28 protein-coding genes and 1 tRNA gene are annotated in these 26,369 nt (G+C 58.4%); 21 read left to right on the top strand and 8 right to left on the bottom strand.

All coding sequences use genetic code 11. The annotated features are described in order from the left end of the window. Positions 1 to 249: 249 nt before the first annotated feature. Together hemH and KDX37_RS27135 are read right to left on the bottom strand one after the other, a co-directional pair. On the bottom strand, positions 250 to 1,272 hold the full coding sequence (gene hemH, locus KDX37_RS27140) for a ferrochelatase (RefSeq protein ID WP_231656313.1): 1,023 nt from the start codon (positions 1,270 to 1,272) through the stop codon (positions 250 to 252). A 23-nt stretch (positions 1,273 to 1,295) separates the two neighbouring features. Further along, a complete protein-coding gene (locus KDX37_RS27135; protein WP_231656312.1) occupies positions 1,296 to 2,198 on the bottom strand; it encodes a TIGR01777 family oxidoreductase in 903 nt (300 codons plus the stop codon). Between the two features lie 299 nt (positions 2,199 to 2,497). On the opposite strand from KDX37_RS27135, the gene KDX37_RS27130 reads away from it, so the two are divergent. From KDX37_RS27130 to KDX37_RS27075, 12 genes are all read left to right on the top strand, one after another. Further along, entirely contained in the window at positions 2,498 to 3,484 is a 987-nt protein-coding gene (locus KDX37_RS27130) for an NAD(P)/FAD-dependent oxidoreductase (RefSeq protein WP_231656311.1), read from the top strand. Beyond that, on the top strand, positions 3,481 to 3,696 hold the full coding sequence (locus KDX37_RS27125; RefSeq protein ID WP_231656310.1) for a TIGR02450 family Trp-rich protein: 216 nt from the start codon (positions 3,481 to 3,483) through the stop codon (positions 3,694 to 3,696). The genes KDX37_RS27130 and KDX37_RS27125 overlap by 4 nt, the downstream gene beginning before the upstream one ends. Before the next feature lie 232 nt (positions 3,697 to 3,928). Next, entirely contained in the window at positions 3,929 to 4,891 is a 963-nt protein-coding gene (locus KDX37_RS27120) for a YbgA family protein (protein ID WP_231656309.1), read from the top strand. Positions 4,892 to 4,894: 3 nt separating this feature from the next. Then, positions 4,895 to 5,797: a MerR family transcriptional regulator gene (locus KDX37_RS27115; RefSeq protein ID WP_231656308.1), complete on the top strand. Its 903-nt coding sequence runs from the start codon at positions 4,895 to 4,897 to the stop codon at positions 5,795 to 5,797. A 9-nt stretch (positions 5,798 to 5,806) separates the two neighbouring features. Continuing rightward, positions 5,807 to 7,255 (top strand): deoxyribodipyrimidine photo-lyase, encoded by a 1,449-nt coding sequence (gene phrB, locus KDX37_RS27110; RefSeq protein WP_231656307.1) that lies wholly within the window; start codon positions 5,807 to 5,809, stop codon positions 7,253 to 7,255. Further along, the gene (locus KDX37_RS27105; protein ID WP_231656306.1) at positions 7,248 to 7,670 is read left to right on the top strand and encodes a nuclear transport factor 2 family protein; all 423 of its coding nucleotides are present in this window, start codon (positions 7,248 to 7,250) and stop codon (positions 7,668 to 7,670) included. The genes phrB and KDX37_RS27105 overlap by 8 nt, the downstream gene beginning before the upstream one ends. Then, positions 7,667 to 8,467: an SDR family NAD(P)-dependent oxidoreductase gene (locus tag KDX37_RS27100; RefSeq protein ID WP_231656305.1), complete on the top strand. Its 801-nt coding sequence runs from the start codon at positions 7,667 to 7,669 to the stop codon at positions 8,465 to 8,467. Before KDX37_RS27105 ends, KDX37_RS27100 begins: the two co-directional genes overlap by 4 nt. Further along, the gene (locus KDX37_RS27095; RefSeq protein ID WP_231656304.1) at positions 8,464 to 9,711 is read left to right on the top strand and encodes an NAD(P)/FAD-dependent oxidoreductase; all 1,248 of its coding nucleotides are present in this window, start codon (positions 8,464 to 8,466) and stop codon (positions 9,709 to 9,711) included. Before KDX37_RS27100 ends, KDX37_RS27095 begins: the two co-directional genes overlap by 4 nt. Further along, positions 9,708 to 10,508, top strand: coding sequence for a DUF1365 domain-containing protein (locus KDX37_RS27090; protein WP_231656303.1), 801 nt, complete (start codon positions 9,708 to 9,710; stop codon positions 10,506 to 10,508). Before KDX37_RS27095 ends, KDX37_RS27090 begins: the two co-directional genes overlap by 4 nt. Then, positions 10,495 to 11,763: an SAM-dependent methyltransferase gene (locus KDX37_RS27085; protein WP_231656302.1), complete on the top strand. Its 1,269-nt coding sequence runs from the start codon at positions 10,495 to 10,497 to the stop codon at positions 11,761 to 11,763. The genes KDX37_RS27090 and KDX37_RS27085 overlap by 14 nt, the downstream gene beginning before the upstream one ends. After that, entirely contained in the window at positions 11,756 to 12,277 is a 522-nt protein-coding gene (locus KDX37_RS27080; protein ID WP_231656301.1) for a DUF2878 domain-containing protein, read from the top strand. Before KDX37_RS27085 ends, KDX37_RS27080 begins: the two co-directional genes overlap by 8 nt. Next, a complete protein-coding gene (locus tag KDX37_RS27075) occupies positions 12,274 to 12,588 on the top strand; it encodes a YkgJ family cysteine cluster protein (RefSeq protein ID WP_264759405.1) in 315 nt (104 codons plus the stop codon). Before KDX37_RS27080 ends, KDX37_RS27075 begins: the two co-directional genes overlap by 4 nt. 121 nt (positions 12,589 to 12,709) lie before the next feature. Here the strand turns inward: KDX37_RS27075 and KDX37_RS27070 are convergent, their stop codons facing one another. The 6 genes from KDX37_RS27070 to hemA form a co-directional block, all read right to left on the bottom strand. Continuing rightward, entirely contained in the window at positions 12,710 to 13,228 is a 519-nt protein-coding gene (locus KDX37_RS27070; RefSeq protein WP_231656300.1) for an acyloxyacyl hydrolase, read from the bottom strand. Between the two features lie 119 nt (positions 13,229 to 13,347). Beyond that, complete coding sequence (gene murI, locus KDX37_RS27065) at positions 13,348 to 14,163, bottom strand: glutamate racemase (protein WP_231656299.1); 816 nt, start codon at positions 14,161 to 14,163, stop codon at positions 13,348 to 13,350. Next, positions 14,156 to 14,926 carry a molybdopterin-synthase adenylyltransferase MoeB gene (locus tag KDX37_RS27060; protein ID WP_231656298.1) on the bottom strand — a complete coding sequence of 257 codons (771 nt, stop codon included), beginning with the start codon at positions 14,924 to 14,926 and terminating at the stop codon, positions 14,156 to 14,158. Before KDX37_RS27060 ends, murI begins: the two co-directional genes overlap by 8 nt. Beyond that, a complete protein-coding gene (prmC, locus tag KDX37_RS27055; RefSeq protein ID WP_231656297.1) occupies positions 14,920 to 15,753 on the bottom strand; it encodes a peptide chain release factor N(5)-glutamine methyltransferase in 834 nt (277 codons plus the stop codon). Before prmC ends, KDX37_RS27060 begins: the two co-directional genes overlap by 7 nt. Further along, positions 15,754 to 16,836 (bottom strand): peptide chain release factor 1, encoded by a 1,083-nt coding sequence (gene prfA / locus KDX37_RS27050; protein WP_231656296.1) that lies wholly within the window; start codon positions 16,834 to 16,836, stop codon positions 15,754 to 15,756. Beyond that, positions 16,833 to 18,110, bottom strand: coding sequence for a glutamyl-tRNA reductase (hemA, locus tag KDX37_RS27045; RefSeq protein ID WP_231656295.1), 1,278 nt, complete (start codon positions 18,108 to 18,110; stop codon positions 16,833 to 16,835). Before hemA ends, prfA begins: the two co-directional genes overlap by 4 nt. Before the next feature lie 226 nt (positions 18,111 to 18,336). On the opposite strand from hemA, the gene KDX37_RS27040 reads away from it, so the two are divergent. The 9 genes from KDX37_RS27040 to KDX37_RS27000 all read left to right on the top strand — a co-directional run. Next, the gene (locus KDX37_RS27040; RefSeq protein WP_231656294.1) at positions 18,337 to 20,064 is read left to right on the top strand and encodes a tetratricopeptide repeat protein; all 1,728 of its coding nucleotides are present in this window, start codon (positions 18,337 to 18,339) and stop codon (positions 20,062 to 20,064) included. 4 nt (positions 20,065 to 20,068) lie between these two features. Beyond that, on the top strand, positions 20,069 to 20,686 hold the full coding sequence (gene lolB, locus KDX37_RS27035; RefSeq protein ID WP_231656293.1) for a lipoprotein insertase outer membrane protein LolB: 618 nt from the start codon (positions 20,069 to 20,071) through the stop codon (positions 20,684 to 20,686). 2 nt (positions 20,687 to 20,688) lie between these two features. Further along, the gene (ispE, locus tag KDX37_RS27030) at positions 20,689 to 21,537 is read left to right on the top strand and encodes a 4-(cytidine 5'-diphospho)-2-C-methyl-D-erythritol kinase (protein WP_231656292.1); all 849 of its coding nucleotides are present in this window, start codon (positions 20,689 to 20,691) and stop codon (positions 21,535 to 21,537) included. A 37-nt stretch (positions 21,538 to 21,574) separates the two neighbouring features. Next, positions 21,575 to 21,649: transfer RNA gene (locus tag KDX37_RS27025), tRNA-Gln, on the top strand. A gap of 45 nt (positions 21,650 to 21,694) precedes the next feature. Then, complete coding sequence (locus KDX37_RS27020) at positions 21,695 to 22,636, top strand: ribose-phosphate pyrophosphokinase (RefSeq protein WP_002552145.1); 942 nt, start codon at positions 21,695 to 21,697, stop codon at positions 22,634 to 22,636. 139 nt (positions 22,637 to 22,775) lie between these two features. Then, entirely contained in the window at positions 22,776 to 23,378 is a 603-nt protein-coding gene (locus KDX37_RS27015; RefSeq protein ID WP_231656291.1) for a 50S ribosomal protein L25/general stress protein Ctc, read from the top strand. 160 nt (positions 23,379 to 23,538) lie between these two features. Further along, positions 23,539 to 24,123 carry an aminoacyl-tRNA hydrolase gene (pth, locus tag KDX37_RS27010; RefSeq protein ID WP_231656290.1) on the top strand — a complete coding sequence of 195 codons (585 nt, stop codon included), beginning with the start codon at positions 23,539 to 23,541 and terminating at the stop codon, positions 24,121 to 24,123. Positions 24,124 to 24,144: 21 nt separating this feature from the next. Continuing rightward, complete coding sequence (gene ychF, locus KDX37_RS27005; protein ID WP_231656289.1) at positions 24,145 to 25,245, top strand: redox-regulated ATPase YchF; 1,101 nt, start codon at positions 24,145 to 24,147, stop codon at positions 25,243 to 25,245. A 197-nt stretch (positions 25,246 to 25,442) separates the two neighbouring features. Beyond that, positions 25,443 to 26,369: tyrosine-type recombinase/integrase (locus KDX37_RS27000; RefSeq protein ID WP_231656288.1), on the top strand; the 927-nt coding region annotated here is incomplete at its 3' end.

The following is a 26,369-nucleotide window of genomic DNA, read 5'->3' as shown; positions in this document are numbered from 1 at the left end:
ATCCGCCGCAGGCGGACCCAACCGGAGCCTGGGGCTTTGCCCACTTTGGCCCCATCAAAGTGGGTCGCCGAGGGGCGAAAAGGTGACCTGAGTCGAGCGCACAAGTCACTGAGTCCACAATCCAGAACGACTAAAAACTATCCGATCGTCAACCTTGAGACACTCAGATCCTGACTGCGGCGGAAATGATCCCCAACCAGAGCGGGTCTGCGCTGCGCTGAAGGCCGCGTCCATGCAGGCCGTCATCCATCACAGCATCAACGGCGCCCGCTCACACAATCGAGTCAGTTCACGCGCCCAGTTCGGATCGTCGTTCAGGCACGGCACCAGTACCAACTCCTCGCCGCCCGCCTCCTTGAATTGTTCGGCACCCCGATCGCCGATCTCCTCAAGCGTCTCGATGCAGTCCGCCACGAATGCCGGGCACATCACCAACAACTTCTTCACACCCTGTGCAGCCAGCTCTTCAAGATGCGCTTCGGTGTAGGGTTCGATCCACTTGGCACGACCCAGACGTGACTGGAACGATACCGACCATTTGCCATCAGGGATGCCCATGCGCTTGGCAAACGCCGCAGCCGATTGTATGCACTGCGCGCGATAGCAGGTGGCGAGCACTTCTGCGGGCGCAGTCATGCAGCAGTCATCCTTGATGCAGTGCTTGCCGGTCGGATCAAGCTTGTGCAGATGCCGCTCCGGCAAACCGTGGAAGCTCAGCAACAGATGGTCATGGGGCTGTTCCAGATGCGGGCGCACGCTGGCAACCAGCGCATCCAGGTATTCGGGCTGATCAAAGAACGGCTGCAGCAGTGAAAACTGCATTTTCAGCGATTTGGCCCGCACCACCCGTTTGGCTTCCTCGATCACGGTGGTCACCGTGCTGTCAGCAAACTGCGGGTACAAAGGCGCGAGCGTAACCTTCTTGATGCCCTGCTCTACCAGACGCGTCAGCACGGTTTCGATGGACGGCTCGCCGTAACGCATGGCCAGCTCGACCGGCCCATGGGACCACTCTTTCTTGACCACTTCTTGCAAGCGCTTGCTCAACACCACCAGCGGAGAGCCTTCATCCCACCAGATCGAGGCATAAGCGTGGGCCGACTGCTCCGGGCGCTTGATCAGGATCAATGACACCAACAGCCTGCGAACCGGCCAAGGCAGATCGATAACGTACGGGTCCATGAGGAACTGGTTGAGATAACGACGCACATCCGCCACTTCTGTGGACGCCGGCGAACCCAGATTGACCAGCAACAACGCGTGATCGGTCATGCAACTTCCTAATTCAATAGTATTCAGTGTCGGCCCAGCAACGCCTGCAGGGCTGTTTTCAAATCAGTGAAGCGAAACGTGAAGCCAGCCTGCTCGAGACGCTCTGGCCGGGCATGCTGGCCGCCGAGCAGCAGCACAGACAGCTCGCCCAACAGGGCTTTCAAGGCCAGCGCAGGCAGCGGCATGAAAGCCGGGCGGTGCAGTACGCCTCCCAGCGTCCGGGCAAATTCACGGTTACGCACAGGTGCTGGCGCACAAAGATTATAAGGGCCTCGTGCGTCGTCCAGATTCAACAAAAAATCAATCGCGGCGATTTGGTCCTGGATGTGAATCCAGGGCATCCACTGCCGACCGTTACCGATAGGTCCGCCCATACCGAACTTGAAAGGCGGCAACAATCGTTGCAGAAATCCGCCGTCTCCGGACAACACCAGACCTGTGCGCAGCAGGACAACCCGCAGGCCCAGCGCCTCTGCGCGCTGCGCGGTCTCTTCCCAGGCACCACACAGCTGGCTGGCAAAATCTTCCTTGGCCGGGTGTGACGTCTCGTCCACCTCTCGTTCACCGGTGTTGCCATACCAGCCGACCGCAGAACCGGAAATCAATACGGCGGGCTTTTGCGCCTGCTTGCCGATCCATGCGAGCAATTGCTCAGTCAGGCCAATCCGGCTTTCCCAGAGCAGCAAACGACGCTTGCGCGTCCAGGGCCGGTCAGCGATAGGTGCGCCCGCAAGATTAATGATTGCATCAACTGCCTGGGCGCCCAGTTCGTCCAGGTGCGCCACACCTCGGACCGAAGGGCCGCACAGTTTTGGCACGTCCCCGGGTCGGCGACTCCAGACAGTCAGTTGATGGCCCTGAGCAGACCAGAGACGGCAGAGCGCCTGTCCGATCAAACCCGTACCGCCGGTCAGCAATATGTGCATGGCAGGTTACCTCGCGTGGCGTTCGTGGCAGTTGAGTAGTCTATTTGTTACGGGTAGCGCTTATGCAAACAACGAAACCTTTTGCTGAACCATAGGCCACACCTGAACGTATTGGAGTCTTACCGCCCGGCTCGGGTGGTCGGCCCATTTCGAATGGCAACAGACTGACCGTCTTCGACCTTAGGGGTTGCAGAGTGACTCACATTAAAACCGACAATCCCTGCAAGTTATACCAAACGAGAGGATTGTACAGGTTTTAACTACGGCGTAGTCTGTGCAGACAAGGTAACGAGGCCCCTATGACTGTACCCATCGCAATCATCGGTACCGGTATCGCCGGACTTTCCGCTGCCCAGGCGCTCACCGCTGCCGGGCATCACGTACACCTGTTCGACAAGAGCCGCGGCAGCGGCGGTCGAATGTCCAGCAAGCGCAGCGATGCAGGCTCGCTGGACATGGGTGCGCAATATTTCACCGCCCGCGACCGACGCTTTGCGACGGCCGTCAAACAGTGGCAAGCCGAAGGCCATGTGGCCGAATGGACACCATTACTCTACAACTCTCATGGCGGCGTACTCAGCCCCTCACCCGACGAACAAGTACGCTGGGTAGGCCAGCCCGGCATGAGTGCGATCACCCGTGCCATGCGCGGCGACTTGCCGGTATCGTTTTCATGCCGTATCACCGAGGTGTTTCGCGGTGAGCAGCACTGGAACCTGCTGGATGCCGAGGGCGAAAGCCATGGGCCGTTCAGCCATGTCGTGATTGCGACTCCGGCGCCTCAGGCAACCGCGCTGCTGGCGGCCGCGCCCAAGCTGGCCAGCGTGGTGGCAAGCGTCAAGATGGAACCGACCTGGGCCATTGCGTTGGGCTTCAGTACGCCACTGCAGACACCCATGCAGGGATGTTTTGTTCAGGACAGTCCGCTGGACTGGCTGGCGCGCAACCGCAGCAAACCGGGCCGCGACGATACGCTCGACACCTGGATTCTGCATGCCACGAGCCAGTGGAGCCGTCAGCATCTCGACCTGCCCAAGGAAGAGGTCATTGAACAGCTGCACGGCGCGTTCGCCGAACTGATCGATTGCGCCATGCCCGCGCCAGCGTTCAGCCTGGCTCACCGCTGGCTCTACGCAAGGCCAGCCGGCTCGCATGAATGGGGTGCGCTGTCCGATGCGGATCTGGGCGTTTACGTCTGTGGCGACTGGTGCCTGTCGGGGCGCGTTGAAGGCGCTTGGCTCAGCGGTCAGGAAGCCGCGCGACGCCTGCTGGAACACCTCGAATGAATCAGATAAACCCACGCAAATTGCTGTTGTCGAAATGGACAGCAGCCGTACCGGTGAACCGCGAAAAACATTTTCTGGTCACCGAACTGTTCAAGGACGAAGAAGGCACGGTGCTGGAAATCGAATTGCAGGCCGTACTCACCCAACGCAGTGAGCGCATGCCCTGGCAGACACTGCAGGCGCAGGACATTTGGCGCATGGGCTGGAAGTAGTTTTTGATACAGCTCTCAAGGGCCCCGAAAGCAGCCCTGTTCCGAAATTTGAAAAAAGCACTCTTACACCGGCAGCCATTGAGCTGCCGGTCATGTCTTCTCCTCCAATCTGATCCCCGGAAAACCCTCGCCAGGCCTGTACAAACAATTTGACTTGTACAGCTATGCACCTATGATGAAGCCAAGTTGTACAGAGCATGTCGTCTGTACAAGTCTTTTGCAGAGGTTGGTGATGTCCACGCCCGTTATCGAAAAACCAAAACTCGGTATCAGTGCCTGCCTGATGGGCGCCGAGGTACGTTTCAATGGTGGCCATAAAGAGTCGCACCTGTGCACGCGCGCACTGAGCGAATACTTCGATTTCATTCAAGCTTGCCCGGAAGTCGCCATCGGCATGGGCATCCCGCGCGAACCGATTCGGCTGGTAGGTGACGCTGAAACTCCCAGGGCGCTGGGCACGGTCAATCGCGAGCTCGACGTTACTGATGCGCTGGCAGAGTACGGCACACGTATGGCCGAAGAACTGGGTGATATCTGCGGCTACATTTTTATGCAGAAATCCCCGTCGTGCGGCCTCGAACGCGTTAAGGTATATCGCGAAAACGGCGCCCCGGTTGACGGCGGCGGACGCGGGATCTATGCCCAGGCGTTCTGCGAACGTCACCCCAACCTGCCGGTCGAGGAAGACGGGCGCCTCAATGATGCCGTCCTGAGGGAAAACTTCGTGACGCGCGTGTTCGCCTATTCCGCGTGGCAGCAGTTGTTGAAAAACGGTGTGACCCGCCGGGCTCTGACCGAATTCCACTCACGTTACAAATACCAGCTGATGGCAAACGACCCGGTGCAATACAAGGCGCTGGGTAAAATGCTCGGCAGCATGGGCCGTAGCGATCCCAACGAGATCGCTCCGCAGTACTTCAGTGAGCTCATGGCCGCACTGAAGAAATGCGCGACCCGGCGCACCCATACCAATGTCCTGCAGCACCTGACGGGCTACCTCAAGCAGACCATCAGCGCCGAGGACAAGCAGGAGATTCAGCAACTGATCGGCCAGTACCATCAGGGCATCGTGCCGCTGATCGTGCCGCTGACGCTGCTCAAGCACCATTTCCGCCAACACCCGGACCCTTATGTGGCGCTGCAGGTTTACATGCAGCCCCACCCGGAAAACCTCAGCCTGCGGAATGCGATCTGACCCATGAATGAAACTGACCAGGAACAACAGACCGACTGGCTGCCGATCCGCGAGGTCGCGCGCCAGACCGGCGTCAACGCCGTCACTCTGCGTGCCTGGGAGCGCCGTTACGGGCTGATCGTCCCGCACCGCACAGCCAAGGGCCATCGCCTGTACACCGAAGAACACGTGCAGCGCGTCATGACCATCCTGACCTGGCTCAACCGAGGCGTGTCGGTCAGTCAGGTCAAACATCTGATTGATGACAACCCGCAGGACTCGGTGACCCCGACCAACGACTGGGACACCCTGCGTCAGACCTTGTTGGTCGCCATTGCAGAACTGGCCGAACGCCGCGTTGATGACGTATTCAACCAGGCAATGTCCTTGTACCCGCCACGTACGCTCTGCGAACAACTGCTTTTGCCACTTTTGGCAGAGCTGGAACAGCGATGGCAGGGCAAATTTGGTGCTCAGTTGGAACGTGCGTTCTTTTATTCCTGGCTGCGCAGCAAATTCGGTGCCCGGATCTACCACAACAATCGGCAACTGTCCGGCAAGCCGCTGCTGCTGGTGAACCAGTCAGACCTGCCGCTTGAGCCGCATCTTTGGCTTACCGCCTGGCTGGTCAGCAGCGCGGACTGCCCGGTGGAAGTATTCGACTGGCCTTTACCGGTCGGCGAGCTGGCGCTGGCCGCCGAGTACCTGGAGCCGCGCGGCATCCTGCTGTATTCAAGCAAAGCACTGAACGTGGCCCAATTGCCCAAATTGCTGGCCAACATTTCCTGCCCTGTCGTTCTGGGTGGACCAACGGTAAAGATCCATCACGCCGACTTGCTCGTATGTTCAAACGAGATCGATGGCCTGACTCTCGTCCACGATCCGCTCAGTGCTCAGATCGAGCTCGGCAAGCTCGGCATTATCTAAGGACTAAACATGCAACTGGTTTGGCTGCGCAGCGACCTGCGCGTTCATGACAATACGGCGCTGGGCGCTGCCATGGAGCAGGGTCCGACGGTGGCGGTTTACCTGATCAGCCCGGCGCAATGGCGAAGCCATGATGACGCGGACTGCAAGGTGGACTTCTGGCTCCGCAATCTCGTCGAACTGGAGAAAGCGCTGGCTCGCTTGAGCGTGCCGCTTTTGATTCGTGACGCTGATACCTGGGACAAGGCGCCTGAAGTGCTCGCCCAGCTCTGTGCGCAGTTCAAGGTGGAAGGCCTGCACACCAATCAGGAATACGGCATCAACGAAACCCGTCGTGATCAGGCCGTGCAACAGACGCTGGAAGACGCTGGCATTCATTTTCACAGTCATCTGGACCAGTTACTGTTCAAGCCAGGAAGCATCCTGACCAAGACCGGCAACTATTTTCAGGTTTTCAGCCAGTTCAAGAAGGTCTGCTATTCGCGCCTGCACGAAGCCATGCCTCGCACGGTGCGCACGCCTTCTGCACAGCAGACCCTGTCGGTCAAAAGTGACGCCATACCCGAGCAGGTCAAAGGCTTCAAGCCGCCGTCGAAGGCACTGAGTGAGTTATGGCCTGCAGGCGAGGAAGAAGCGCACCGTCGCCTGTCCGAATTCAGCGATGAGCAGATTCACTATTACAAGACCGAACGTGATTTGCCGGCCAAGCCTGGCACCAGTCAGCTTTCGGCGTATCTGGCGGCCGGTGTGGTTTCGCCGCGCCAATGTCTGCATGCCGCGTTGACCAGTAACCACGGCGAGTTCGAGACCGGCAACGAAGGAAGCGTGACCTGGATCAACGAGATTTTGTGGCGAGAGTTCTATAAGCACACCCTGGTCGGTTATCCGCGCGTCTCACGTCACCGCGCCTTCCGCCCGGAAACCGAGGCGCTGAAATGGCGCAACGCGCCCGACGAATTATTGGCCTGGCAGGAAGCTCGCACTGGGCTGCCGATTATTGATGCCGCCATGCGCCAGTTGCTGGAAACCGGGTGGATGCACAACCGACTAAGGATGGTCGTTGCCATGTTCCTCACCAAAAACCTGTTGATTGACTGGCGGGAAGGCGAACGCTTTTTCATGCGTCACCTGATCGACGGCGACCTGGCTGCCAACAACGGCGGCTGGCAGTGGAGCTCGTCGACGGGCACCGATTCGGTCCCGTACTTCCGTATTTTCAACCCGCTGTCGCAATCCGAGCGCTTCGATCCGGAAGGTGTGTTCCTCAAACGCTGGCTGCCGGAGCTGTCGGACCTGAACAAAAAACAGGTGCACAACCCGGCGTCTGCTGGAGGGCTGTTCGGGGTAGCCAATTATCCTGCGCCGATTGTCGACCTGAGCAAAAGCCGCGCCCGCGCTCTGGCCGCTTTCAAGGCGTTGCCGAGTCGCCAGGCGGCCACGGGAACTGGCGATGAGTGACTTCCTGCATCGGTTCGCTGAAGGCTTCGCCGCGCTGAACAAGGACAACCTTGATCAGGTCAGCGAGCTGTACAGCGACGATGTGTCGTTTACCGACCCGATGCACGAGATCCATGGCATCGAGGCCATGAAACGCTATTTCGCAGAGCTGTATGCCAACGTCGAGGGCCTGCGGTTCACGTTCCACGCGTTTGATGAAGCAAGGCCCGGCGAGGGCTATCTGGTCTGGACCATGAGCTACTCGCACCCGCGTCTTGCCGATGGAAAAACGATCCATGTCGATGGCTGCTCGCACCTCAAGTGGCACGACAAGGTTTATCGACACAGGGATTATTTCGACGCCGGTGCATTGCTCTACGAGCACTTGCCGGTCATGGGTCGGGTGATCAATTGGCTTAAAAAGAGGCTGGCATGAGCACACCCGTGGCACGACGTATCTGGTTGACCGGCGCCAGCAGTGGCATCGGGCTGGCACTTGCCCAGGAGTTGCTTGACGCAGGAAACCTGCTGGCGCTGACCGCAAGAACCCTTGAGCCGCTGCAGGACCTGAGCCAGCGCTATCCCGGTCAGGTGCTGCTGGCCACCGGCGACATCACTGACATTGCCCAGGTCAGCGCCATCGCGGACCGCATCGCTCAGGAATGGGGGGCGCTGGACACCGCAATCTTCAACGCTGGTACATGCGAGTACATTGATTCGCGCAGCTTCGAAGCGGCCATGGTCGAGCGGGTCGTGCGCACCAATCTGCTGGCCAGCAGCTACTGCATCCAGGAAGCCCTGCCGCTGTTGCGCAAAGGTCGACAGCCACACCTGGTAGGCGTGGCCAGCGCGGTCACGTTCCTCGCGTTGCCCCGGGCTGAAGCCTACGGCGCGTCGAAGGCGGGGCTACGCTATCTGTTTGAAGCACTGCGACTGGACCTGGCCAGCGAGAACATTGACGTCACCGTCGTCAGCCCAGGGTTTGTCGACACCCCCTTGACGCAGAAGAACGACTTCCCGATGCCAATGCGCTGGCCGGTCGGCAAAGCGGCTAAACATATTGCGCAAAAGCTCGCACGCAGCAGGCGGCCACTGGATATCGCGTTTCCTGCCGCGTTCATTTTCAGCATGCAACTGATTGCCCTGCTGCCAGCACGGCTCAGGTTTGCCATTGGCAAGCGCATGGCCCGATCCTCCACACCCGATGCGACATCGAATAAGGATATTCAATGAAAATCGCAATCATCGGCAGCGGCATCGCCGGGCTTACCAGCGCCTACCTGCTGAACCGTTCTCACGATGTGACAGTCTTCGAGTCTTCGGACTGGATTGGCGGGCACACCCACACGATTGACGTTCAGGTGGACGGACAGCATCACGCCATCGACACCGGCTTCATCGTGTTCAATGACTGGACGTACCCCAACTTCATTCGCCTGCTGGGCCAGTTGGGCGTGGCGTTCAAACCGACTGAGATGAGCTTCTCGGTGCATGATCCGCGCACCGGCGTTGAATACAACGGCAATAATCTCAACAGCCTTTTCGCCCAGCGAAGCAACCTGCTGTCACCCCGGTTCTGGGGCATGCTGCGCGACATTCTGCGCTTCAATCGTCAGGCCATCGACGATCTGGAACACCAGCGCATCGCGGCTGACACCACACTGGGCGATTACCTGAAAAACAGCGGTTACGGCCAACGCTTCATCGATAATTACATCGTGCCCATGGGTGCTGCGATCTGGTCCATGTCATTGGCTGACATGCTGGGCTTTCCGCTGCAGTTCTTCGTGCGGTTCTTCAAGAACCATGGCCTGCTGTCCGTCACTCACCGGCCACAATGGTGCGTGATCGAAGGCGGCTCCCGGGGCTACATCGAGCCGCTGACCGCTTCATTTCGCGAACGGATCCGCTTGTCGTGCCCGGTCAACCGGGTCGAGCGCGACAGCGACGGCGTGACCGTGCACAGCGCGATGGGCAGCGAGCGCTTCGACAAGGTGGTGTTTGCCTGTCACAGCGACCAGGCGCTCAAGCTGCTGGCCGAGCCGTCCAGCGTCGAACAGTCGATTCTGGGCGCCCTGCCCTACGCCGAAAATGACGTGGTGCTGCACACCGATATACGGTTGCTGCCAAAACGCTCACTGGCGTGGGCCAGCTGGAACTATCGGTTGGGCGGCGGCGCGCAGCAATTGGCCGCGGTGACTTACGACATGAACATTCTCCAGGGCATCGAGAGCGACACGACGTTCTGCGTCAGTCTCAATCAGACCGCGGCAATCGACCCGGAAAAAATCATCGGCCGTTATCGGTATGCGCATCCGCAATACAGCCTTGGTGCGGTAGCCGCCCAAGCGCGCTGGCAGGAACTGAACGGCGTTCAACATACCTGGTACTGCGGCGCTTACTGGGCCAACGGGTTTCATGAAGACGGCGTGGTCAGCGGCTTGCGTGTGGCTGAAGCATTTGGGGAAGCCCTGTGAACAGCGCGCTCTACAGTGGCTGGATCACCCATCGGCGATTCGCTCCGCGTGCGCACGCATTCACCTATCGGATAGGCCTGCTTTACCTGGACCTGGACGAACAGACCGAGGTCTTCGGGCTTTCGCCTCTGGCTGGCAGCAAGCGCTTCGCGCCTTTTTCGTTTCGTGAACGCGACTACCTTCCAGAACTGACCGGGCGCGGCGTGCCGCTGATAGAAGCGGTACGCGAACGGGTCGGGACGGCGCTCGGCCATATGCCGCTTGGCCGCGTCTGCCTGCTGACTCAGGCGCGCAGCTGGGGCCTGTCGTTCAACCCGGTCAGTTTTTTCTACTGCCATGAGGTGGACGGAACGCTGGCCGCCATTCTGTGCGAAGTCACCAACACTCCGTGGGGCGAGCGCTACAGCTACGTGTTACCGGCCAACGGCGAAGGGCATCAGCACTTCGCCGTCGCCAAGGCGTTTCACGTGTCGCCTTTTCTGCCACGCGACCTCGAATACCGCATGAGCTTCAGCCAGCCTGCCGAACGCATCGGTGTGCACATGGCCGACTGGCAGGGCGAGCTGAAAATGTTCGACGCAACCCTCAATCTCAGCCGTCAGCAGTTGAGCCGTCAGACACTGCACCGTTATCTGATTACCTACCCGTGGATGACCGCCAAGACCTGCCTGGCCATTTATTGGCAGGCCATGCGTCTGCTCGTCAAACGCATCCCTGTTTTTTCCCATCAGGCCGCCGACGGCGTTTACCGTGCTGCCGCCGCGCAACCCAAGGATCCACGCCATGAAAAGCAGTAGCAGTAGTTTTTCTGCCAATCTGGGTACCAATGGCCTGACCGCCAATATTCTGCGCCGAGGCGTGCTGCGTCAGCTCGCAGGTCTGCGCAACGGCCAACTGGTAGTTGTCGAACGGGGCGAACGCCATGTGTTCGGCAAGGCTGGCGCATTGATTCAGGGCGAGGTCCACATACTGGATTCGGCTGCCTGGGGCATGATCGCCAGTACCGGCTCCATCGGCGCGGGCGAAGCCTTTATCCATGGGTACTGGAGCACCCCGGACCTGACGGCGGTGGTCAGAGTGTTCGTCAGCAACCTGGACGTGCTGGATGCAATGGAAGGCGGCGTCGCCCGGCTCACGCGGCCCTTGATCCATGGCTTGCACTGGCTCAACCGCAACACCCGCAAGGGTTCGCAGAAAAACATCGCGGCCCATTACGACCTCGGCAATACGCTGTTCGAGCAGTTTCTCGACCCGACCATGATGTACTCGGCTGCGCAGTTTCTAAGCGAGGACGATACCCTCGAACAGGCGCAGTTGAACAAGCTGGAGAGGATCTGCCAGAAGCTGTCTTTGAAACCGACCGATCATCTGCTGGAAATCGGCACCGGCTGGGGCAGCATGGCCATTTATGCGGCTCAGCACTACGGCTGCCGCGTGACTACCACGACCTTGTCCAGGGAGCAGCACGCCTATACCGAGGCGCGCATCGCCGAGCTGGGTTTGCATGGTCGCGTCACGCTGCTGCTGACAGACTACCGTGACCTCGTCGGCGAGTTCGACAAGCTTGTGTCGATCGAAATGATCGAAGCGGTCGGCCACCGGTTCCTGCCGACCTACTTCAAACAATGCGCGAAGCTTCTGAAGAGTGACGGTCTGATGCTGCTGCAGGCAATCACCATTCGTGAACAGCGTTACGTGCAGGCCAAGCGCAACGTGGACTTCATCCAGCGCTATATCTTCCCTGGTGGCGCCCTGCCCTCCGTGGCCAAGATGCTCGATATCGTAGGCAGCGACACCGACATGAACCTGCTGCACATGGAAGACTTCGGCCTGCATTACGCGCGCACGCTGCGCATCTGGCATGACAACTTCAAACATGCGCATGCCAAGTTGAAAGACCTGGGGTATGACGAGTACTTCCTGCGGTTATGGGAGTTTTACCTGTGCTACTGCGAAGGCGGGTTTCTGGAGCGCACCATCGGGACCGCACAGCTGTTGCTGGCCAAGCCCGAAGCCTTGCGCCAGCCACTGCTTGGGCGTTTCGATGCTTAAAACACTCGCCAACGCGCTGTTGTTTCAGGCTGGCTGGTTTGCCTGCGTGCTGGGCAGCAACAGCTATTGGCAGTTGATTGCAGTGGTCTTGCTGCTGATCCATTTTCTGTGGATCAGCTCATGGGCCGCCGAGGGCCGCCTTGTGTTGCTGGTGACGCTGGCCGGTATCGTGCTCGACAGCCTGCTGATGCGACTCGGCGTGTTCGACTTCGGGACCAGCGGCTACCTCATCCCACTATGGCTGGTGCTGCTCTGGGCTTTGCTGGGCACGACTCTCAATCATTGTCTGGCGTGGACCGCAAAGCCGTTATGGCGAGCGGCCTTGCTGGGCGCTATTAGTGGCCCGATGTCGTACTATGCCGGCTCGCAGCTGGCGCAGGTTTCTCTGCCCCTCGGATTGTGGCCAAGCATGACGATATTGAGCCTGGTCTGGGCGATCACGTTTCCGCTGCTCCAATGGCTGGCCACTCGTCGCGCCCTGCCAGCCGCAAATACCTCTGGAGAACCTTTCTGAAGCCTGTCCTTATTCCCGTCACCGCCCTTGCCGAAGATACCCAAGTAACCTGTTCGACCTGTGCGGCCTGCTGCTGTCAGCTGGAGGTGATGCTTATCACCGACACGGGCGTGCCTGAACGGTACATCGATACCGATGAATGGGGCGGGGAAGTGATGCTGCGTCTGGACGACGGCTGGTGCGCGGCACTGGATCGCAACACGATGATGTGCACAATCTACGAAAAGCGTCCGTTGATCTGCAGGGAGTTTGAAGCCGGGGCGGAAGACTGCCTGAACGAACGCAAAGGCATTGCGACGGCTTATCTGTAAGGCCGGCAGGTCATACGTTTAAGATCGGTGGCTTGTTCAACTCAATCACTGTAGCAGCGGCGTACGGCCTGCAATCAACACGCGCCTTGGCAGGCGCGCGATCAGATCAACGTTCGAACAATCAGAACGGCATCTTGTAATGCAATGCGTAGCTTTCTACACCATCGTTCGGCTGCTTGATGCCGGCGTTGGAATAGTGAGTAGCGCGTATGCCGACTTCGTGGCCACCAGCAAAGCGCAGACCAAAACCGATGCGGTCTTCGAAGTTGAATGCCGAACCGAACTTACGATCTTCAACCTGAGTGTTGGAGAACACCGACACACCGATACCGGCCTCAACGTAAGGTTTTACGCTGCCGTTGCCGAACTCATACACCAGAACAGGCGAGAACGAGAGGCTGTGGTTGTCTTTGTAGTCCTTGCCTTCCCAGTAGGTGTAAGCACCATCCCAGTAACCCGTCAGGCGACCAATGTCGCTCTGCAACCAGCTTTTGTCCCAATCGAATTGCACGCCCAGACGGTAGGTCATTGCCGAATCGGTGGACTGCCCAACCGAAAACTCAACGCCATCAGCCTGGGCCAGCGAAGCCTGTCCCGCCAAAATGGCCGAGAAAACGGCCAGACAAAAGATTCTCTTCATGAGAAACGTCCCAAATTGTACGAAGTTGTAAGAAAGTGTTGAAAACTCACCAGACGCGATTATAGAAATCGGAAATGGGACGATAGTTCAGCCTCAAAATCGATTTTTTCACGTTTTTTTTACAATTCGAAGCTTCTCACATTGCCAGAACTTTGCCATAGGCTTGGTAGGATTTTTCTGAATTTTTCTGGATCGGCACTGGACCAGTACAACGTTTCTCGCGCAGGACCGCTGGCCAGCAGATTCGACTGCAACAAAAGACGCTGCAATTGACGCGACACCGCAGCCCCGGTGTCGATGAGGGTGATCGAGTCCGGGAGCATCTCGCGTAACAACGGTTTGAGAAACGGATAGTGGGTGCAACCCAAAATGATCGTGTCGCAGCGCTCGGCCAGTAACGGCTCGACATAATGGCCTAATAATTGGCGGATTTGCTGGCTATCGAGGTCGCCTGTTTCGATCAACTCGACCAAGCCAGGGCATGGCTGAGTCACAACGCGCACGTCACTGGCAAAACGGTCGAGTAATGCGGCGAACCGGGCGCTCTGCAGCGTGCCCGTTGTTGCCAGCACGCCAACCACTCCGCTGCGTGTCGCTTCGGCAGCAGGCTTGACCGCTGGCTCCATGCCCACGACCGGCCAATCAGGATAACGCTGGCGGATGTGCGCAACGCCGGACGCGGTCGCGGTATTGCACGCCACCACCAGAGCTTTCGCCCCCTGCTCATGAAAAAAACCGGCAATGGTCAGGCAACGCTCGATAATGAATTCGGGGCTTTTTTCACCGTACGGGACATGACCGGCATCCGCCAGGTACAGCAAGGACTCGTCGGGCAGGCGCTGGCGTATTTCGGTCAGCACCGACAGGCCGCCTACTCCAGAATCGAATACTCCGATCGGTGCGTCGCTGGCGTAGCTCATATGAATGTCAGACATGCTCGCCCTGCCTGCGCGATAGACCACACACCCCACAAGCCGGGTCGCGCTTGACCTTCAGCTCGCGAAACCGGGTACCCAACGCATCGATCAACAGCAGGCGACCGACCATGGGTTCGCCGAAACCGGCCAGCAGCTTCAACGCCTCGAGCGCCTGAAGGCTGCCCACCAGCCCGACCAGCGGGCCGATGACACCGGCTTCGCTGCAAGTCAGCTCGGCCTCGCTGCCGTGGCCGTACAGACAGTGATAGCACGGGCTCTCGGCAAGGCGTGGGTCAAAGACCGACAACTGACCTTCCAGCCGGATGGCCGCGCCGCTGACCAACGGTTTGCCTGCGGCCACACAGGCAGCGTTGACGGCTTCACGTGTGCTGAAGTTATCGGAGCAGTCGAGCACCAGATCAACGGCACCCACGGCAGCGCTCAACGAGTCACCATCCAGCGCCTCGCGGTGCGCAACCAGCTTCACTTCAGGATTGATGGCGGCAAGGCGCGAAATGGCCGAATCGACCTTGGTCAGACCGATGCTCTGGCTGTCATGAATGATCTGGCGTTGCAGGTTGGTCAGGTCGACACTGTCGAAGTCCGCCAGATGCAACTCGCCAACTCCTGCCGCCGCCAGGTACAACGCCACGGGTGAACCCAGGCCGCCGAGACCGACAATCAGTGCTCGGCTCTGCCTGAGACGTAGCTGCCCTTCGATATCAACGTGTTGCAGCAGGATCTGGCGGCTGTAACGCAGCAGCTCCTGGTCACTCAGCACGGCATACATCCGAATGTGATGCGCTCGTGCTCACCGAGGTCGCGGCGGGTCTGGATACGTTCGAAACCCTGCCGTGTGAGCAATTCGCGAACTGCCGCGCCTTGATCGTAGCCATGTTCAAGCAACAGCCAGCCACCAGCGTTGAGGTGCGCGGGAGCTTGAGTAATGATGGTGCGTAAATCGTCCAGGCCATCTGAACCTGCCACCAGCGCGCTGCTCGGCTCGAAACGCACGTCGCCAGCCGCAAGGTGCGGATCGGCATCGGCGATGTAGGGCGGGTTACTGATGATCAAATCGAAGTGACGACCTTCGACGGCGCTGAACCAATGGCTGCTCAGGACTGTTGCGTTGTCCAGATGCAGCCGTTGACGGTTGCGCTCGGCAAGCGCAACGGCTTCGAGCACGCGATCGACGGCAGTGACCTTCCACTGCTGACGGTCATTGGCCAGTGCCAGGCCTATTGCGCCCGTGCCGGTGCCCAGGTCCAGCACTTCGGCCTTGGCAAACGTCGGGATCAGTTCCAGCGCGGCCTCGACCAGCATCTCGGTCTCGGGCCGTGGAATCAGCGTGTGGGGCGCGACTTCGAGGTCCAGTTTCCAGAAACCTTGCTGACCCAGAATGTAGGCAATAGGCTCGCCGGTACGCCGACGTTGCAGGTAGCCCGCGAACGCCAACGCCGCTTCGGTGCTGACGATGCGCTCGGGCCACGTGTGCAGGAAACTGCGTGGCTTGCCCAATGCTGCCGCCAGCAGCAGCTCGGCGTCGAGTCGTGCGGTGGGTGAATCAGGAAGCTCAGCGCTTCTTAACAAGCTGGCGATGATAGTCATTTACTCACCCAGTGCCGCAAGTTGATCAGCCTGATATTCAGCGAGTAGCGGCTCTATCACTGCATCGACTCCACCTGCCAGAACTTCATCCAAGGAATACAACGTAAGGTTCACGCGGTGATCGGTGACCCTACCCTGTGGGAAATTGTACGTGCGGATACGCTCCGAACGATCACCCGACCCGACGAGCAGCTTGCGCTCGCTGGCAATGGCGTTGGCCGCTGCACTGGTCTGTTGATCATTCAGTTTGGCAGACAGCCAGGACATTGCCCGGGCCCTGTTCTTGTGCTGCGAACGCTCTTCCTGACATTCGACAACAATACCCGACGGCAAGTGGGTGATGCGGATCGCCGAGTCAGTCTTGTTGACGTGCTGACCACCAGCACCCGAGGAGCGGTAGGTGTCAACGCGCAGGTCGGCAGGGTTGATCTCGATCGCCTGTTGCTCGTCCGGCTCGGGCAGCACCGCGACGGTACAGGCCGAGGTGTGAATCCGGCCCTGCGACTCGGTTTCCGGTACGCGTTGCACACGGTGGGCACCAGACTCGAATTTCAGTTTGCCGTAGACACTATCGCCCTCGACGCGGGCAATGACTTCCTTGTAGCCGCCATGCTCGCCTTCGTTTTCCGAAAGAATCTCCACACGCCAACCGCGCCGCTCGGCGTAACGCGAGTACATGCGGAACAGGTCGCCGGAGAAAATCGCCGCTTCGTCACCGCCGGTGCCCGCGCGGATCTCGAGAAACACGTTGCGTCCGTCGTTCGGGTCTTTCGGCAGCAGCATGCGTTGCAACTGAGCTTCCAGTTCGACCAGTTGCTGCTTGGTCTCGCGCACTTCCTCGACAGCCATTTCCCGCATGTCCGGGTCACTGTCCTTGAGCAGGGCCTGAGCGCCGTCCAGATCAGCCGACACCTTGAGGCGTTGCTTGTAAAGCGCGATAACGGGCTCTACTTCGGCATATTCACGGGAATAGGCGCGAAATCGGGTCTGGTCGCTGATGACTTCGGCGTCGCCCAGCAATACCGTCAGTTCCTCGAAGCGGTCGCTGAGCACATCCAGCTTATTGAGCAGTGAAGCTTTCATTGCGGGGGTTTATCCGTCGAGCCCTCACCGAGGGCAAAAAGTTCCTGAGCCATGGCCAGCGCATCGACGCGGCCCTCGGCAGACAGCTTCTTGAGCTGAACGCTGGGAGCGTGCAGCAATTTGTTGGTCAGGCCGCGCGCCAGTTGGACCAGTACCTCTTCGGCATTACTGCCGTTGGCCAGCATGCGTTGCGCCTTGCTCAATTCTTCGTCGCGCAGCCGTTCGCTTTGCTGGCGATAGGCGCGTAATACATTGACTGCGTCCAGCTCACGCAGGCGAGACATGAAGTCTTCAGCCCCGGTGCTGACCAGTTGTTCAGCCGCCAGCGCAGCGCCCTGACGACTTTTGAGATTCTCTGCGACGACTTCATGCAGGTCGTCGACGCTGTACAAATAGACATCGTCCAGCTCGCCGACTTCAGGTTCGATGTCACGCGGCACGGCGATATCGACCATGAAGATCGGTTTGTGTTTGCGCAGCTTAAGCGCGCTTTCCACCGCGCCTTTGCCCAGAATCGGCAACTGGCTGGCGGTGGAGCTGATCACGATGTCACTGTTGACCAGTTCTGCCGGAATATCCGAAAGCAGCACAGCATGAGCACCAAACTCGGCGGCCAGAATACTGGCGCGTTCCAGCGTACGGTTGGCAACCACAATACGCTTCACACCCAGATCGTGCAGGTGCCGGGCGACCAGAGTGATGGTTTCGCCTGCACCGATCAGCAGTGCCTGACTGCGCTGCAGATCACTGAAAATCTGTTTCGCCAGACTGACAGCCGCAAACGCCACCGAGACCGGGTTTTCACCGATCGCTGTGTCGGTGCGCACCTGTTTGGCAGCGCTGAACGTTGCCTGAAACAGCCGTCCCAGCAACGGACCGACCGTACCGGCTTCGCGGGCAACGGCGTAGGCCGACTTCATCTGCCCAAGAATCTGCGGCTCACCCAGTACCAGCGAATCGAGGCCCGACGCAACGCGCATCATGTGACGAACTGCCGCATCGTCCTCATGGATATAAGCGCTGGCGCGCAGTTCATCAAGGCTCAAATGATGATAATCGGCCAGCCAGGCCAGAATATTATCAGCCACGAGCTGGTCATGTTCGATGTAAAGCTCACTGCGATTGCACGTCGAAAGGATCGCGGCTTCACGACTGTGAGTCAGGTGACAGAGTTGCTGCAAGGCCTCAACCAACTGCTCCGGCGTAAATGCTACGCGCTCGCGAACGTCGACCGAGGCGGTCTTATGGTTGATGCCAAGTGCAAGGAATGCCATTCAGGGTCGCAGGTGGTGACGTGAAGCCGACAATTGTCCTACTTCAATAAGCTCAGAACAACCACCGCATATTATTGTCCCACTAGAATCGCACGTTGCCGCCCGCCTTTTCAGGCGCGCGGCATCGCCGAAATCAGCATTGCAGTAGTTTTTCCGACGGCTGTGGGTTTTGCCGACAGCCTTGTGTCATGATGCTCCAAACCGCAGGTAGCCGCCCTTCCTATATATGACTAGATCCTCCGCGTTGTTCCTTGCCCTTGCCCTTCTAGGTGGCTGCCAGTCCATGGCGCCGGTGTCCTCGCCGTCCGAGACTGTGCAAAAAGCCCCCCCTCCTGCGCCTGAAGCCAAGCCGCAGGTGTATGGTTCGTTCACCCAGGACACCCTGGTCAGCCTGCTGAGTGCGGAACTTGCCGGACAACGCAACCGGTTCGACATCGCGCTGGACAACTACGTGACGCAGGCGATCAAGACTCAGGATCCCGGGGTCTCTGAACGCGCCTACCGTATTGCCGAATACCTGGGGGCCGATCAGCCAGCTTTGGATACGGCATTGATCTGGGCGAAAAACGACCGGACCAACCTCGAAGCGCAACGCGCCGCCGCGATCCAGTTGGCACGCTCGGGCCGTTACGACGAATCCATGGTTTACATGGAGAAGGTGCTTCAGGGACAGGGCGACACGCATTTCGACTTCCTGGCGCTTTCTGCGGCAGAAACCGACTCCGACACCCGCAACGGCCTGCTTAAAAGCTTCGACCGACTGCTCGGTAAATACCCCAATAACAGTCAGTTGATTTTTGGCAAGGCGCTGCTGCTTCAACAGAACGGCGATTCTCGACAATCGCTCAAGCTGCTTGAGGACAACTCGCCAAAAGAAGGCGAGATCGCGCCGATCCTGTTGCGTGCCCGCCTGCTGCAGAGCATGGATCGGGGCAAGGAAGCACTGCCTATCCTGGAAAAAAGCATCAAGAAGTACCCGGACGACAAACGTCTGCGCCTCACTTATGCGCGCATGCTGGTCGAACAGAACCGCATGGAAGACGCCAAAGTGCAGTTTTCCAGCCTGGTGAAGCAGTATCCCGATGATGATGAGCTGCGCTTCTCATTGGCGCTGGTCTGCCTTGAAGCAAAAGCGTGGGACGAAGCGACGGGTTATCTGGAAGAGCTGATCGAGCGTGGCGCCCATGTCGACTCTGCGCACTTGAACCTTGGCCGTATCCACGAAGAACGTGACGACCCGCAGGGCGCGCTCAATGAATACGCCCAAGTGGGCCCGGGCACCGATTATTTGACCGCGCAACTGCGCCAGAGCGACATCCTGATCAGTAATGGCAACGGGGCAGAAGCCTCGAAGCGGCTGGCTGAAGCACGCGACGAACAACCGGATTACGCCATTCAGTTGTACCTGATCGAAGCAGAAACGCTGACCAGCAATGATCAGGCTGACCGTGGCTGGCAGGTGCTGAGCCAGGCGCTGAAAAAATATCCGGATGACATCAACCTGCTCTATACCCGCGCCATGCTTGCTGAAAAGCGCAACGACCTGGCGCAGATGGAAAAGGATTTACGCAACATCATCAAGCGCGAGCCGGAAAACGCCATGGCTCTGAACGCCTTGGGCTACACCCTTTCCGATCGCACAACACGCTACGCCGAAGCCAAGGAGTTGATCGAGAAGGCTCACGCCATCAATCCCGACGACCCGGCGGTGCTCGACAGCCTCGGCTGGGTGAATTATCGCCTGGGCAATCTGGACGAGGCCGAGCGTTACTTGCGCAAGGCGCTCGAGCGCTTCCCTGATCATGAAGTGGCCGCTCACCTGGGCGAAGTGCTCTGGGCCAAAGGCGAGCAGCGTGAAGCACGAAAAGTCTGGGGCAAAGCCCTGGAGCAACAACCCGACAGCCCTATTCTGCGCAGCACTCTGCAGCGTTTGACCGGATCAGAGACCCTTTGACGTTATGTTTTTGCGCCACGTAATCGTATTCAGCCTCATCGCCCTGCTCACCGGCTGCGCCGGTCTTACTTCCCGCGAAGCCGTTCAGGGCAAGGGCGACCCCGCGCAATGGCGCGAACACAAACAACAGCTGAGCAGCCTCGATGGCTGGCAGATCAACGGTAAGGTCGGCATTCGAGCGCCAAAGGACTCGGGTAGCGGAACGCTGTTCTGGCTTCAGCGACAGGACTACTACGACATCCGCCTGTCAGGCCCCCTCGGCCGAGGCGCTGCCCGACTGACCGGCAGACCGGGCGCGGTCGCACTTGAAGTGGCCAACCAGGGCCGTTACGAAGCCACTACTCCTGAAACACTGCTTCAGGATCAGCTTGGCTGGAAATTGCCCGTGTCGCACCTGGTGTGGTGGGTCCGCGGCTTGCCCGCTCCCGACAGCAAGAGCCAGGTCACACTGGACGGCGACAGCAGACTGGCCAGCATGGAGCAGGATGGCTGGCAGGTGGAATACCTGAGCTACGTCGAACAGAACGGTTACTGGCTGCCCGAGCGGGTCAAACTGCACGGCCAGGACCTCGATGTCACGCTGGTCATCAAGGACTGGCAACCTCGCAAGCTGGGACAGTAACCATGAGCACGCCTCAACTGGTACTGCCCGCGCCGGCAAAATTGAACCTGATGCTGCACATTCTCGGCCGTCGCCCTGACGGCTATCACGAGCTGCAGACCATCTTTCAGTTTCTCGATCACGGCGATGAACTGGGATTTGCGATCCGCGAGGATGGCGAAATCCGCCTGCAGACCGACGTCCCCGGCGTCCCCCATGACAGCAACCTGATCGTCAAGGCCGCCAGAGCCTTGCAAAAACAGTCGGGTTGTACGCTGGGCATGGATATCTGGCTGGAAAAACGTCTGCCCATGGGCGGAGGCATCGGCGGCGGAAGCTCGGACGCAGCCACGACTCTGCTGGGCCTCAATCATTTGTGGAACCTGGGCTGGGACGAAGATCGCCTGGTCACTCTGGGCCTCACACTCGGTGCCGATGTCCCGGTTTTCGTACGGGGACGCGCAGCGTTTGCTGAGGGTGTTGGAGAAATTCTGACCCCTGTAAATCCCGAGGAACCCTGGTATTTAGTGCTCGTGCCGCAAGTCGCTGTAAGTACAGCAGAAATTTTTTCAGATCCGTTGTTGACACGCGACTCTCCTCCCATTAAAGTGCGCCCCGTTCCCAAGGGAAACAGTCGAAATGACTGTAAGGCGGTTGTAGAGAGGCGTTACCCAGAAGTACGTAACGCTTTGAATTTGTTAGGTAATTTTACCGAAGCAAAATTAACCGGAACTGGAAGTTGTGTGTTTGGGGCCTTCCCAAACAAAGCTGAAGCTGATAAAGTCTCGGCCCTTCTTGCAGAGACCCTTACGGGGTTCGTAGCGAAAGGAAGCAACGTTTCGATGTTGCATCGCAAGCTACAGATTCTGTAACAGGAATGGAGTGCAAGGCACTCGATTGATTCAATACAGGGGCGTCGCCAAGCGGTAAGGCAGCAGGTTTTGATCCTGCCATGCGTTGGTTCGAATCCAGCCGCCCCTGCCATTTTCTATACTCATCCAGGTTACCCTCAGCCTCTAGGTACTGCGCGTGTCCAAGATGATGGTCTTTACGGGGAATGCTAACCCCGATCTCGCTCGGCGTGTAGTACGTCAGCTGCATATCCCACTGGGTGATGTTTCTGTTGGAAAATTTTCCGACGGTGAAATCAGCACTGAGATTAATGAAAACGTCCGCGGTAAAGACGTCTTTATCATTCAGCCGACCTGCGCACCGACAAACGACAACCTGATGGAACTCGTCGTGATGGCTGATGCCTTCCGTCGCTCCTCAGCGTCCCGAATCACTGCTGTGATTCCTTACTTTGGTTATGCCCGTCAGGATCGCCGTCCGCGTTCCGCGCGTGTTGCTATCAGCGCGAAAGTCGTTGCCGATATGCTGACCGTGGTGGGTATCGATCGTGTTCTCACGGTTGATCTTCATGCTGACCAAATACAAGGTTTCTTCGATATTCCGGTAGATAACATCTACGGCTCCCCTGTCCTGGTGGATGACATCGAAGACCAGCGCTTTGAAAACCTGATGATCGTTTCCCCGGATATCGGCGGCGTCGTGCGTGCACGTGCTGTTGCCAAGTCCCTGGGTGTCGATCTCGGTATCATCGACAAACGCCGTGAGAAAGCCAATCACTCTGAAGTGATGCATATCATCGGTGATGTCGAAGGGCGTACGTGTATTCTGGTCGATGACATGGTCGATACCGCTGGCACGCTGTGCCACGCGGCAAAGGCCCTGAAAGAGCATGGCGCTGCCAAGGTTTTTGCCTACTGCACACACCCTGTGCTGTCGGGTCGGGCGATCGAAAACATTGAAAATTCCGTGCTGGACGAACTGGTGGTGACCAACACCATCCCGTTGTCCGCTGCAGCACAAGCCTGTAGCCGTATCCGTCAACTGGATATCGCTCCGGTAGTCGCCGAGGCGGTCCGCCGCATCAGCAACGAAGAATCGATCAGCGCGATGTTCCGCTAAGGGTCTGACCCAAAGCCTGCATCTCGTCGACGAAAAGCGCCCCGCCCTGACATTCGGTCAGGGCGGGGCTTTTTTGCCCATATCGCTCTGGCGCTGGTCGCAAACGCCATTGTGAATGTGGTTATTTTGGAGAAACAACATGAATGATTTTACTCTGAATGCCGAACAGCGTTCCGACCTGGGGAAAGGTGCGAGCCGCCGCCTGCGTCGTCTCGCGAGCCTGGTTCCAGCTGTTGTATACGGTGGCGACAAAGCCCCTGAATCCATCAGCATGCTGGCCAAGGAAGTTGCCAAGCTGCTCGAAAACGAAGCTGCTTTCAGCCACGTTATCGAACTGAACGTTGCTGGCAAGAAGCAGAACGTTCTGATCAAGGCACTGCAGCGTCACCCGGCCAAAGGCCACGTGATGCACGCTGACTTCGTACGTGTTATCGCTGGTCAGAAATTGACCGCAATCGTACCGATCCACTTCATCAACGAAGAAGCTCCGGTCAAGAAAGGCGGCGAGATCTCGCACACTACCACTGAACTGGAAGTGACCTGCCTGCCTAAAGACCTGCCTGAGTTCATCGAAGTTGATCTGGGCGCGCTGGAAGTTGGTTCGAACGTTCACTTGTCCGACCTCAAAGCCCCTAAAGGCGTTGAGTTCGTAGCACTGGCACACGGTACTGACCTGGCAATCGCCAACGTCCACGCACCGCGCGTTGTTGCTGAAGACACCGAAGAAGACGCTGCCGAGTAATTCACTCGGTAACGTCGGAGTTGCTCAGGACATATCGCGAGCGATAGCAGGCAAGACGGGCGAGATCGCGGAGTTTACATCATGGTAAATGAGCAGTTTTCGTTCACATTGCCGCTGTCGTCAGCGGTTTGATCCTCAACTCCAAGGAAGAGCCCCTGTCGTGACCGCCATACAACTGATCGTGGGCCTGGGAAATCCAGGCGCTGAATACGAACAGACCCGGCATAACGCAGGGGCTTTTTTCGTAGAGCGTATTGCTGCGGCGCAACGAGTCAATCTCGTTCCCGAGCGCAAATTCTTTGGCCTGACCGGGCGCTTCTCGCATCAGGGTCAGGATGTTCGTCTGCTGATCCCCACCACCTACATGAACCGCAGCGGCCAGGCCGTGGCGGCACTTGCCGGCTTCTACCGCATCCCGGTCGAAGCCATTCTGGTGGCGCATGATGAACTTGACCTGCCTCCCGGCGTTGCCAAACTGAAAGTGGGCGGCGGCCATGGCGGTCACAACGGCCTGCGCGACATCATCGCGCAGCTCGGCAATCAGAACACTTTTCATCGCTTGCGGCTTGGCATTGGCCACCCGGGCGATGCCAGCAAGGTATCCGGTTTCGTCCTGGGTCGAGCGCCGCGCGCCGAACAGGAAAAACTGGACGCCAGTATCGACTTTGCCCTCGGCGTGCTGCCGGATATCTTCGCCGGTGAATGGAACCGGGCGATGAAAAACCTGCACAGCCAGAAGGCCTGACATCACTCGAGGGGAAACACCATGGGATTCAATTGCGGCATCGTCGGCCTGCCTAACGTCGGCAAGTCCACCCTGTTCAACGCCCTGACCAAATCAGGCATTGCGGCCGAGAACTTCCCCTTCTGCACCATCGAGCCGAACAGCGGCATCGTGCCGATGCCAGACCCACGCCTCGCCGCGCTGGCTGCCATTGTCAACCCAAAGCGCATCCTGCCAACCACCATGGAGTTCGTCGACATCGCCGGCCTCGTGGCAGGCGCGTCGAAAGGCGAAGGCCTGGGCAACAAGTTTCTCGCCAACATCCGTGAAACCGACGCCATCGCCCACGTGGTGCGCTGCTTTGAAGACGAGAACGTGATTCACGTTTCCAACAGCGTCGACCCCAAGCGCGACATCGAAATCATCGACCTGGAACTGATCTTCGCTGACCTCGACAGCTGCGAAAAGCAACTGCAGAAAGTCACTCGCAATGCCAAGGGCGGCGACAAGGATGCGGTGGTTCAGAAGGGCCTGCTGGAACAGCTGATCAGCCACTTCACCGAAGGCAAGCCAGCGCGCAGCCTGATGAAGAGCATGAGCAATGACGAGAAAGCCGTCATTCGTGGCTTCCACCTGCTGACCACCAAGCCGGTCATGTACATCGCCAACGTCGCCGAAGACGGCTTCGAGAACAACCCGCTGCTGGACGTGGTTCGTGCCATCGCCGAGGAAGAAGGCGCAATGCTGGTGCCGGTCTGCAACAAGATCGAAGCAGAAATTGCCGAGCTGGACGACGGTGAAGAGAAGGACATGTTCCTTGAAGCCCTGGGCCTTGAAGAGCCAGGTCTGAACCGTGTGATCCGTGCTGGCTACGAAATGCTGCACTTGCAGACCTACTTCACCGCTGGCGTCGAAGAAGTCCGCGCCTGGACCGTCCGCGTCGGTGCCACCGCACCGCAAGCCGCTGGCGTTATCCACACAGACTTCGAAAAAGGCTTCATTCGCGCCGAAGTCGTGGCCTACGACGACTTCATCCAGTACAAGGGCGAAGCCGGTGCCAAGGAAGCTGGCAAATGGCGCCTGGAAGGCAAGGAATACATCGTCAAGGACGGCGACGTAATGCACTTCCGTTTCAACGTCTGAATGTTCCTACTGAACCCTAGTGAACCGTACTGCACCTTAAATTGGCCTGTAACCCGCTATTTACAAGGGACGGCCAAATTTTCAGAGCTCAGTGCGGTTCACCAAGGGTGATAGTGTTCTAGAGAAAAGCGGGGTAGTATCAGGGGTATCACGATTTCAGGATGGGGGTATTTACCTCATCCATCACGGATACCCAAATGCCTAAAGACCTAATCACAGACGCTAAAGTCCGCACGGCAAAGCCCGCTGCCACCCCTTACAAGCTTGGGGATGGCGGCGGGCTTTTTCTTTTGGTGCAGCCTAGTGGTAGTAAGCTTTGGCGATGGAAATTTAGACTTGATGGCAAGGAAAATGTTTTTGCTATCGGTTCTTACCCAGAGATTGGGCTTGCCGAAGCCCGCTCAGAACGTGACGCAGCACGTAAACTGACAAAGCTAGGAATCAACCCAGCACAACACAGAAAAGACGGCAAGAAGCGCAATATTGACGCCGCTGCAGAGCGTAAAAGAGCCATGGAAAGCTCGTTTGCAAAGGTTTCGGCTGCGTACCTTGAGCATGTCAGGTCGAGCTACACACCGGGCTCCTTCCGTGGCAAAGAGTCTCGGATCCGGCGTCATCTCAGCCCCAAGCTCGATGCGTTCCCGATTGCAGAAATCACTGCAAAAGAAATTCGTCCTGTACTGGAAGCTTGTAAAAGCTCCGGTGCATGGGCGGCTATTCATGTCAAAGGCGACCTATCCGCAATTTATAAATACGCGGTAGTGCGTGGGTTGGCTGATTTCAATCCAGTACCCAGTTTGGAAGGCTTCCTCAGGATACCAACCTGCCAAAGCAAGGCCGTATTGACCACCAACCAGATCAAGCAGTTTTATCAAGCGCTGCGATCCTATAGAGGTTACCCAGAGACTGCGTTGTGCCTTCGTCTTATCGCGCTTACGGCGTGTCGTCCTGGCGAGGCAGCTGACGCCGAGTGGGACGAGTTCGACTTCACCGCGAACCTATGGAGACGTCCGGCAGAGAAAATGTGCGGATTCCACGCCATCTGGACACTCAGCCCACCAACATCCGGACACCCGTTCCACGCTCATCCGGACAGGCAGTCGGAGCGCAGCTACGCAGGTTCG

The organism is Pseudomonas californiensis (assembly GCF_021147775.1).
In the GTDB taxonomy this organism is placed as follows: Bacteria; Pseudomonadota; Gammaproteobacteria; order Pseudomonadales; family Pseudomonadaceae; genus Aquipseudomonas; species Aquipseudomonas californiensis.
This window is presented reverse-complemented; position numbering and strand designations above follow the sequence as displayed.

Coding starts and splice junctions, on each gene's coding strand:
- phrB (WP_231656307.1), top strand. CDS start 5,807: ATGCAACTGGTTTGGCTGCGCAGCGACCTGCGCGTTCATGACAATACG.
- ychF (WP_231656289.1), top strand. CDS start 24,145: ATGGGATTCAATTGCGGCATCGTCGGCCTGCCTAACGTCGGCAAGTCC.
- lolB (WP_231656293.1), top strand. CDS start 20,069: ATGTTTTTGCGCCACGTAATCGTATTCAGCCTCATCGCCCTGCTCACC.
- KDX37_RS27040 (WP_231656294.1), top strand. CDS start 18,337: ATGACTAGATCCTCCGCGTTGTTCCTTGCCCTTGCCCTTCTAGGTGGC.
- hemA (WP_231656295.1), bottom strand. CDS start 18,110: ATGGCATTCCTTGCACTTGGCATCAACCATAAGACCGCCTCGGTCGAC.
- KDX37_RS27120 (WP_231656309.1), top strand. CDS start 3,929: ATGTCCACGCCCGTTATCGAAAAACCAAAACTCGGTATCAGTGCCTGC.
- KDX37_RS27095 (WP_231656304.1), top strand. CDS start 8,464: ATGAAAATCGCAATCATCGGCAGCGGCATCGCCGGGCTTACCAGCGCC.
- KDX37_RS27015 (WP_231656291.1), top strand. CDS start 22,776: ATGAATGATTTTACTCTGAATGCCGAACAGCGTTCCGACCTGGGGAAA.
- hemH (WP_231656313.1), bottom strand. CDS start 1,272: ATGACCGATCACGCGTTGTTGCTGGTCAATCTGGGTTCGCCGGCGTCC.
- ispE (WP_231656292.1), top strand. CDS start 20,689: ATGAGCACGCCTCAACTGGTACTGCCCGCGCCGGCAAAATTGAACCTG.
- KDX37_RS27130 (WP_231656311.1), top strand. CDS start 2,498: ATGACTGTACCCATCGCAATCATCGGTACCGGTATCGCCGGACTTTCC.
- murI (WP_231656299.1), bottom strand. CDS start 14,163: ATGTCTGACATTCATATGAGCTACGCCAGCGACGCACCGATCGGAGTA.
- KDX37_RS27105 (WP_231656306.1), top strand. CDS start 7,248: ATGAGTGACTTCCTGCATCGGTTCGCTGAAGGCTTCGCCGCGCTGAAC.
- prfA (WP_231656296.1), bottom strand. CDS start 16,836: ATGAAAGCTTCACTGCTCAATAAGCTGGATGTGCTCAGCGACCGCTTC.
- KDX37_RS27100 (WP_231656305.1), top strand. CDS start 7,667: ATGAGCACACCCGTGGCACGACGTATCTGGTTGACCGGCGCCAGCAGT.
- KDX37_RS27125 (WP_231656310.1), top strand. CDS start 3,481: ATGAATCAGATAAACCCACGCAAATTGCTGTTGTCGAAATGGACAGCA.
- KDX37_RS27115 (WP_231656308.1), top strand. CDS start 4,895: ATGAATGAAACTGACCAGGAACAACAGACCGACTGGCTGCCGATCCGC.
- KDX37_RS27135 (WP_231656312.1), bottom strand. CDS start 2,198: ATGCACATATTGCTGACCGGCGGTACGGGTTTGATCGGACAGGCGCTC.
- KDX37_RS27085 (WP_231656302.1), top strand. CDS start 10,495: ATGAAAAGCAGTAGCAGTAGTTTTTCTGCCAATCTGGGTACCAATGGC.
- KDX37_RS27080 (WP_231656301.1), top strand. CDS start 11,756: ATGCTTAAAACACTCGCCAACGCGCTGTTGTTTCAGGCTGGCTGGTTT.
- KDX37_RS27070 (WP_231656300.1), bottom strand. CDS start 13,228: ATGAAGAGAATCTTTTGTCTGGCCGTTTTCTCGGCCATTTTGGCGGGA.
- prmC (WP_231656297.1), bottom strand. CDS start 15,753: ATGACTATCATCGCCAGCTTGTTAAGAAGCGCTGAGCTTCCTGATTCA.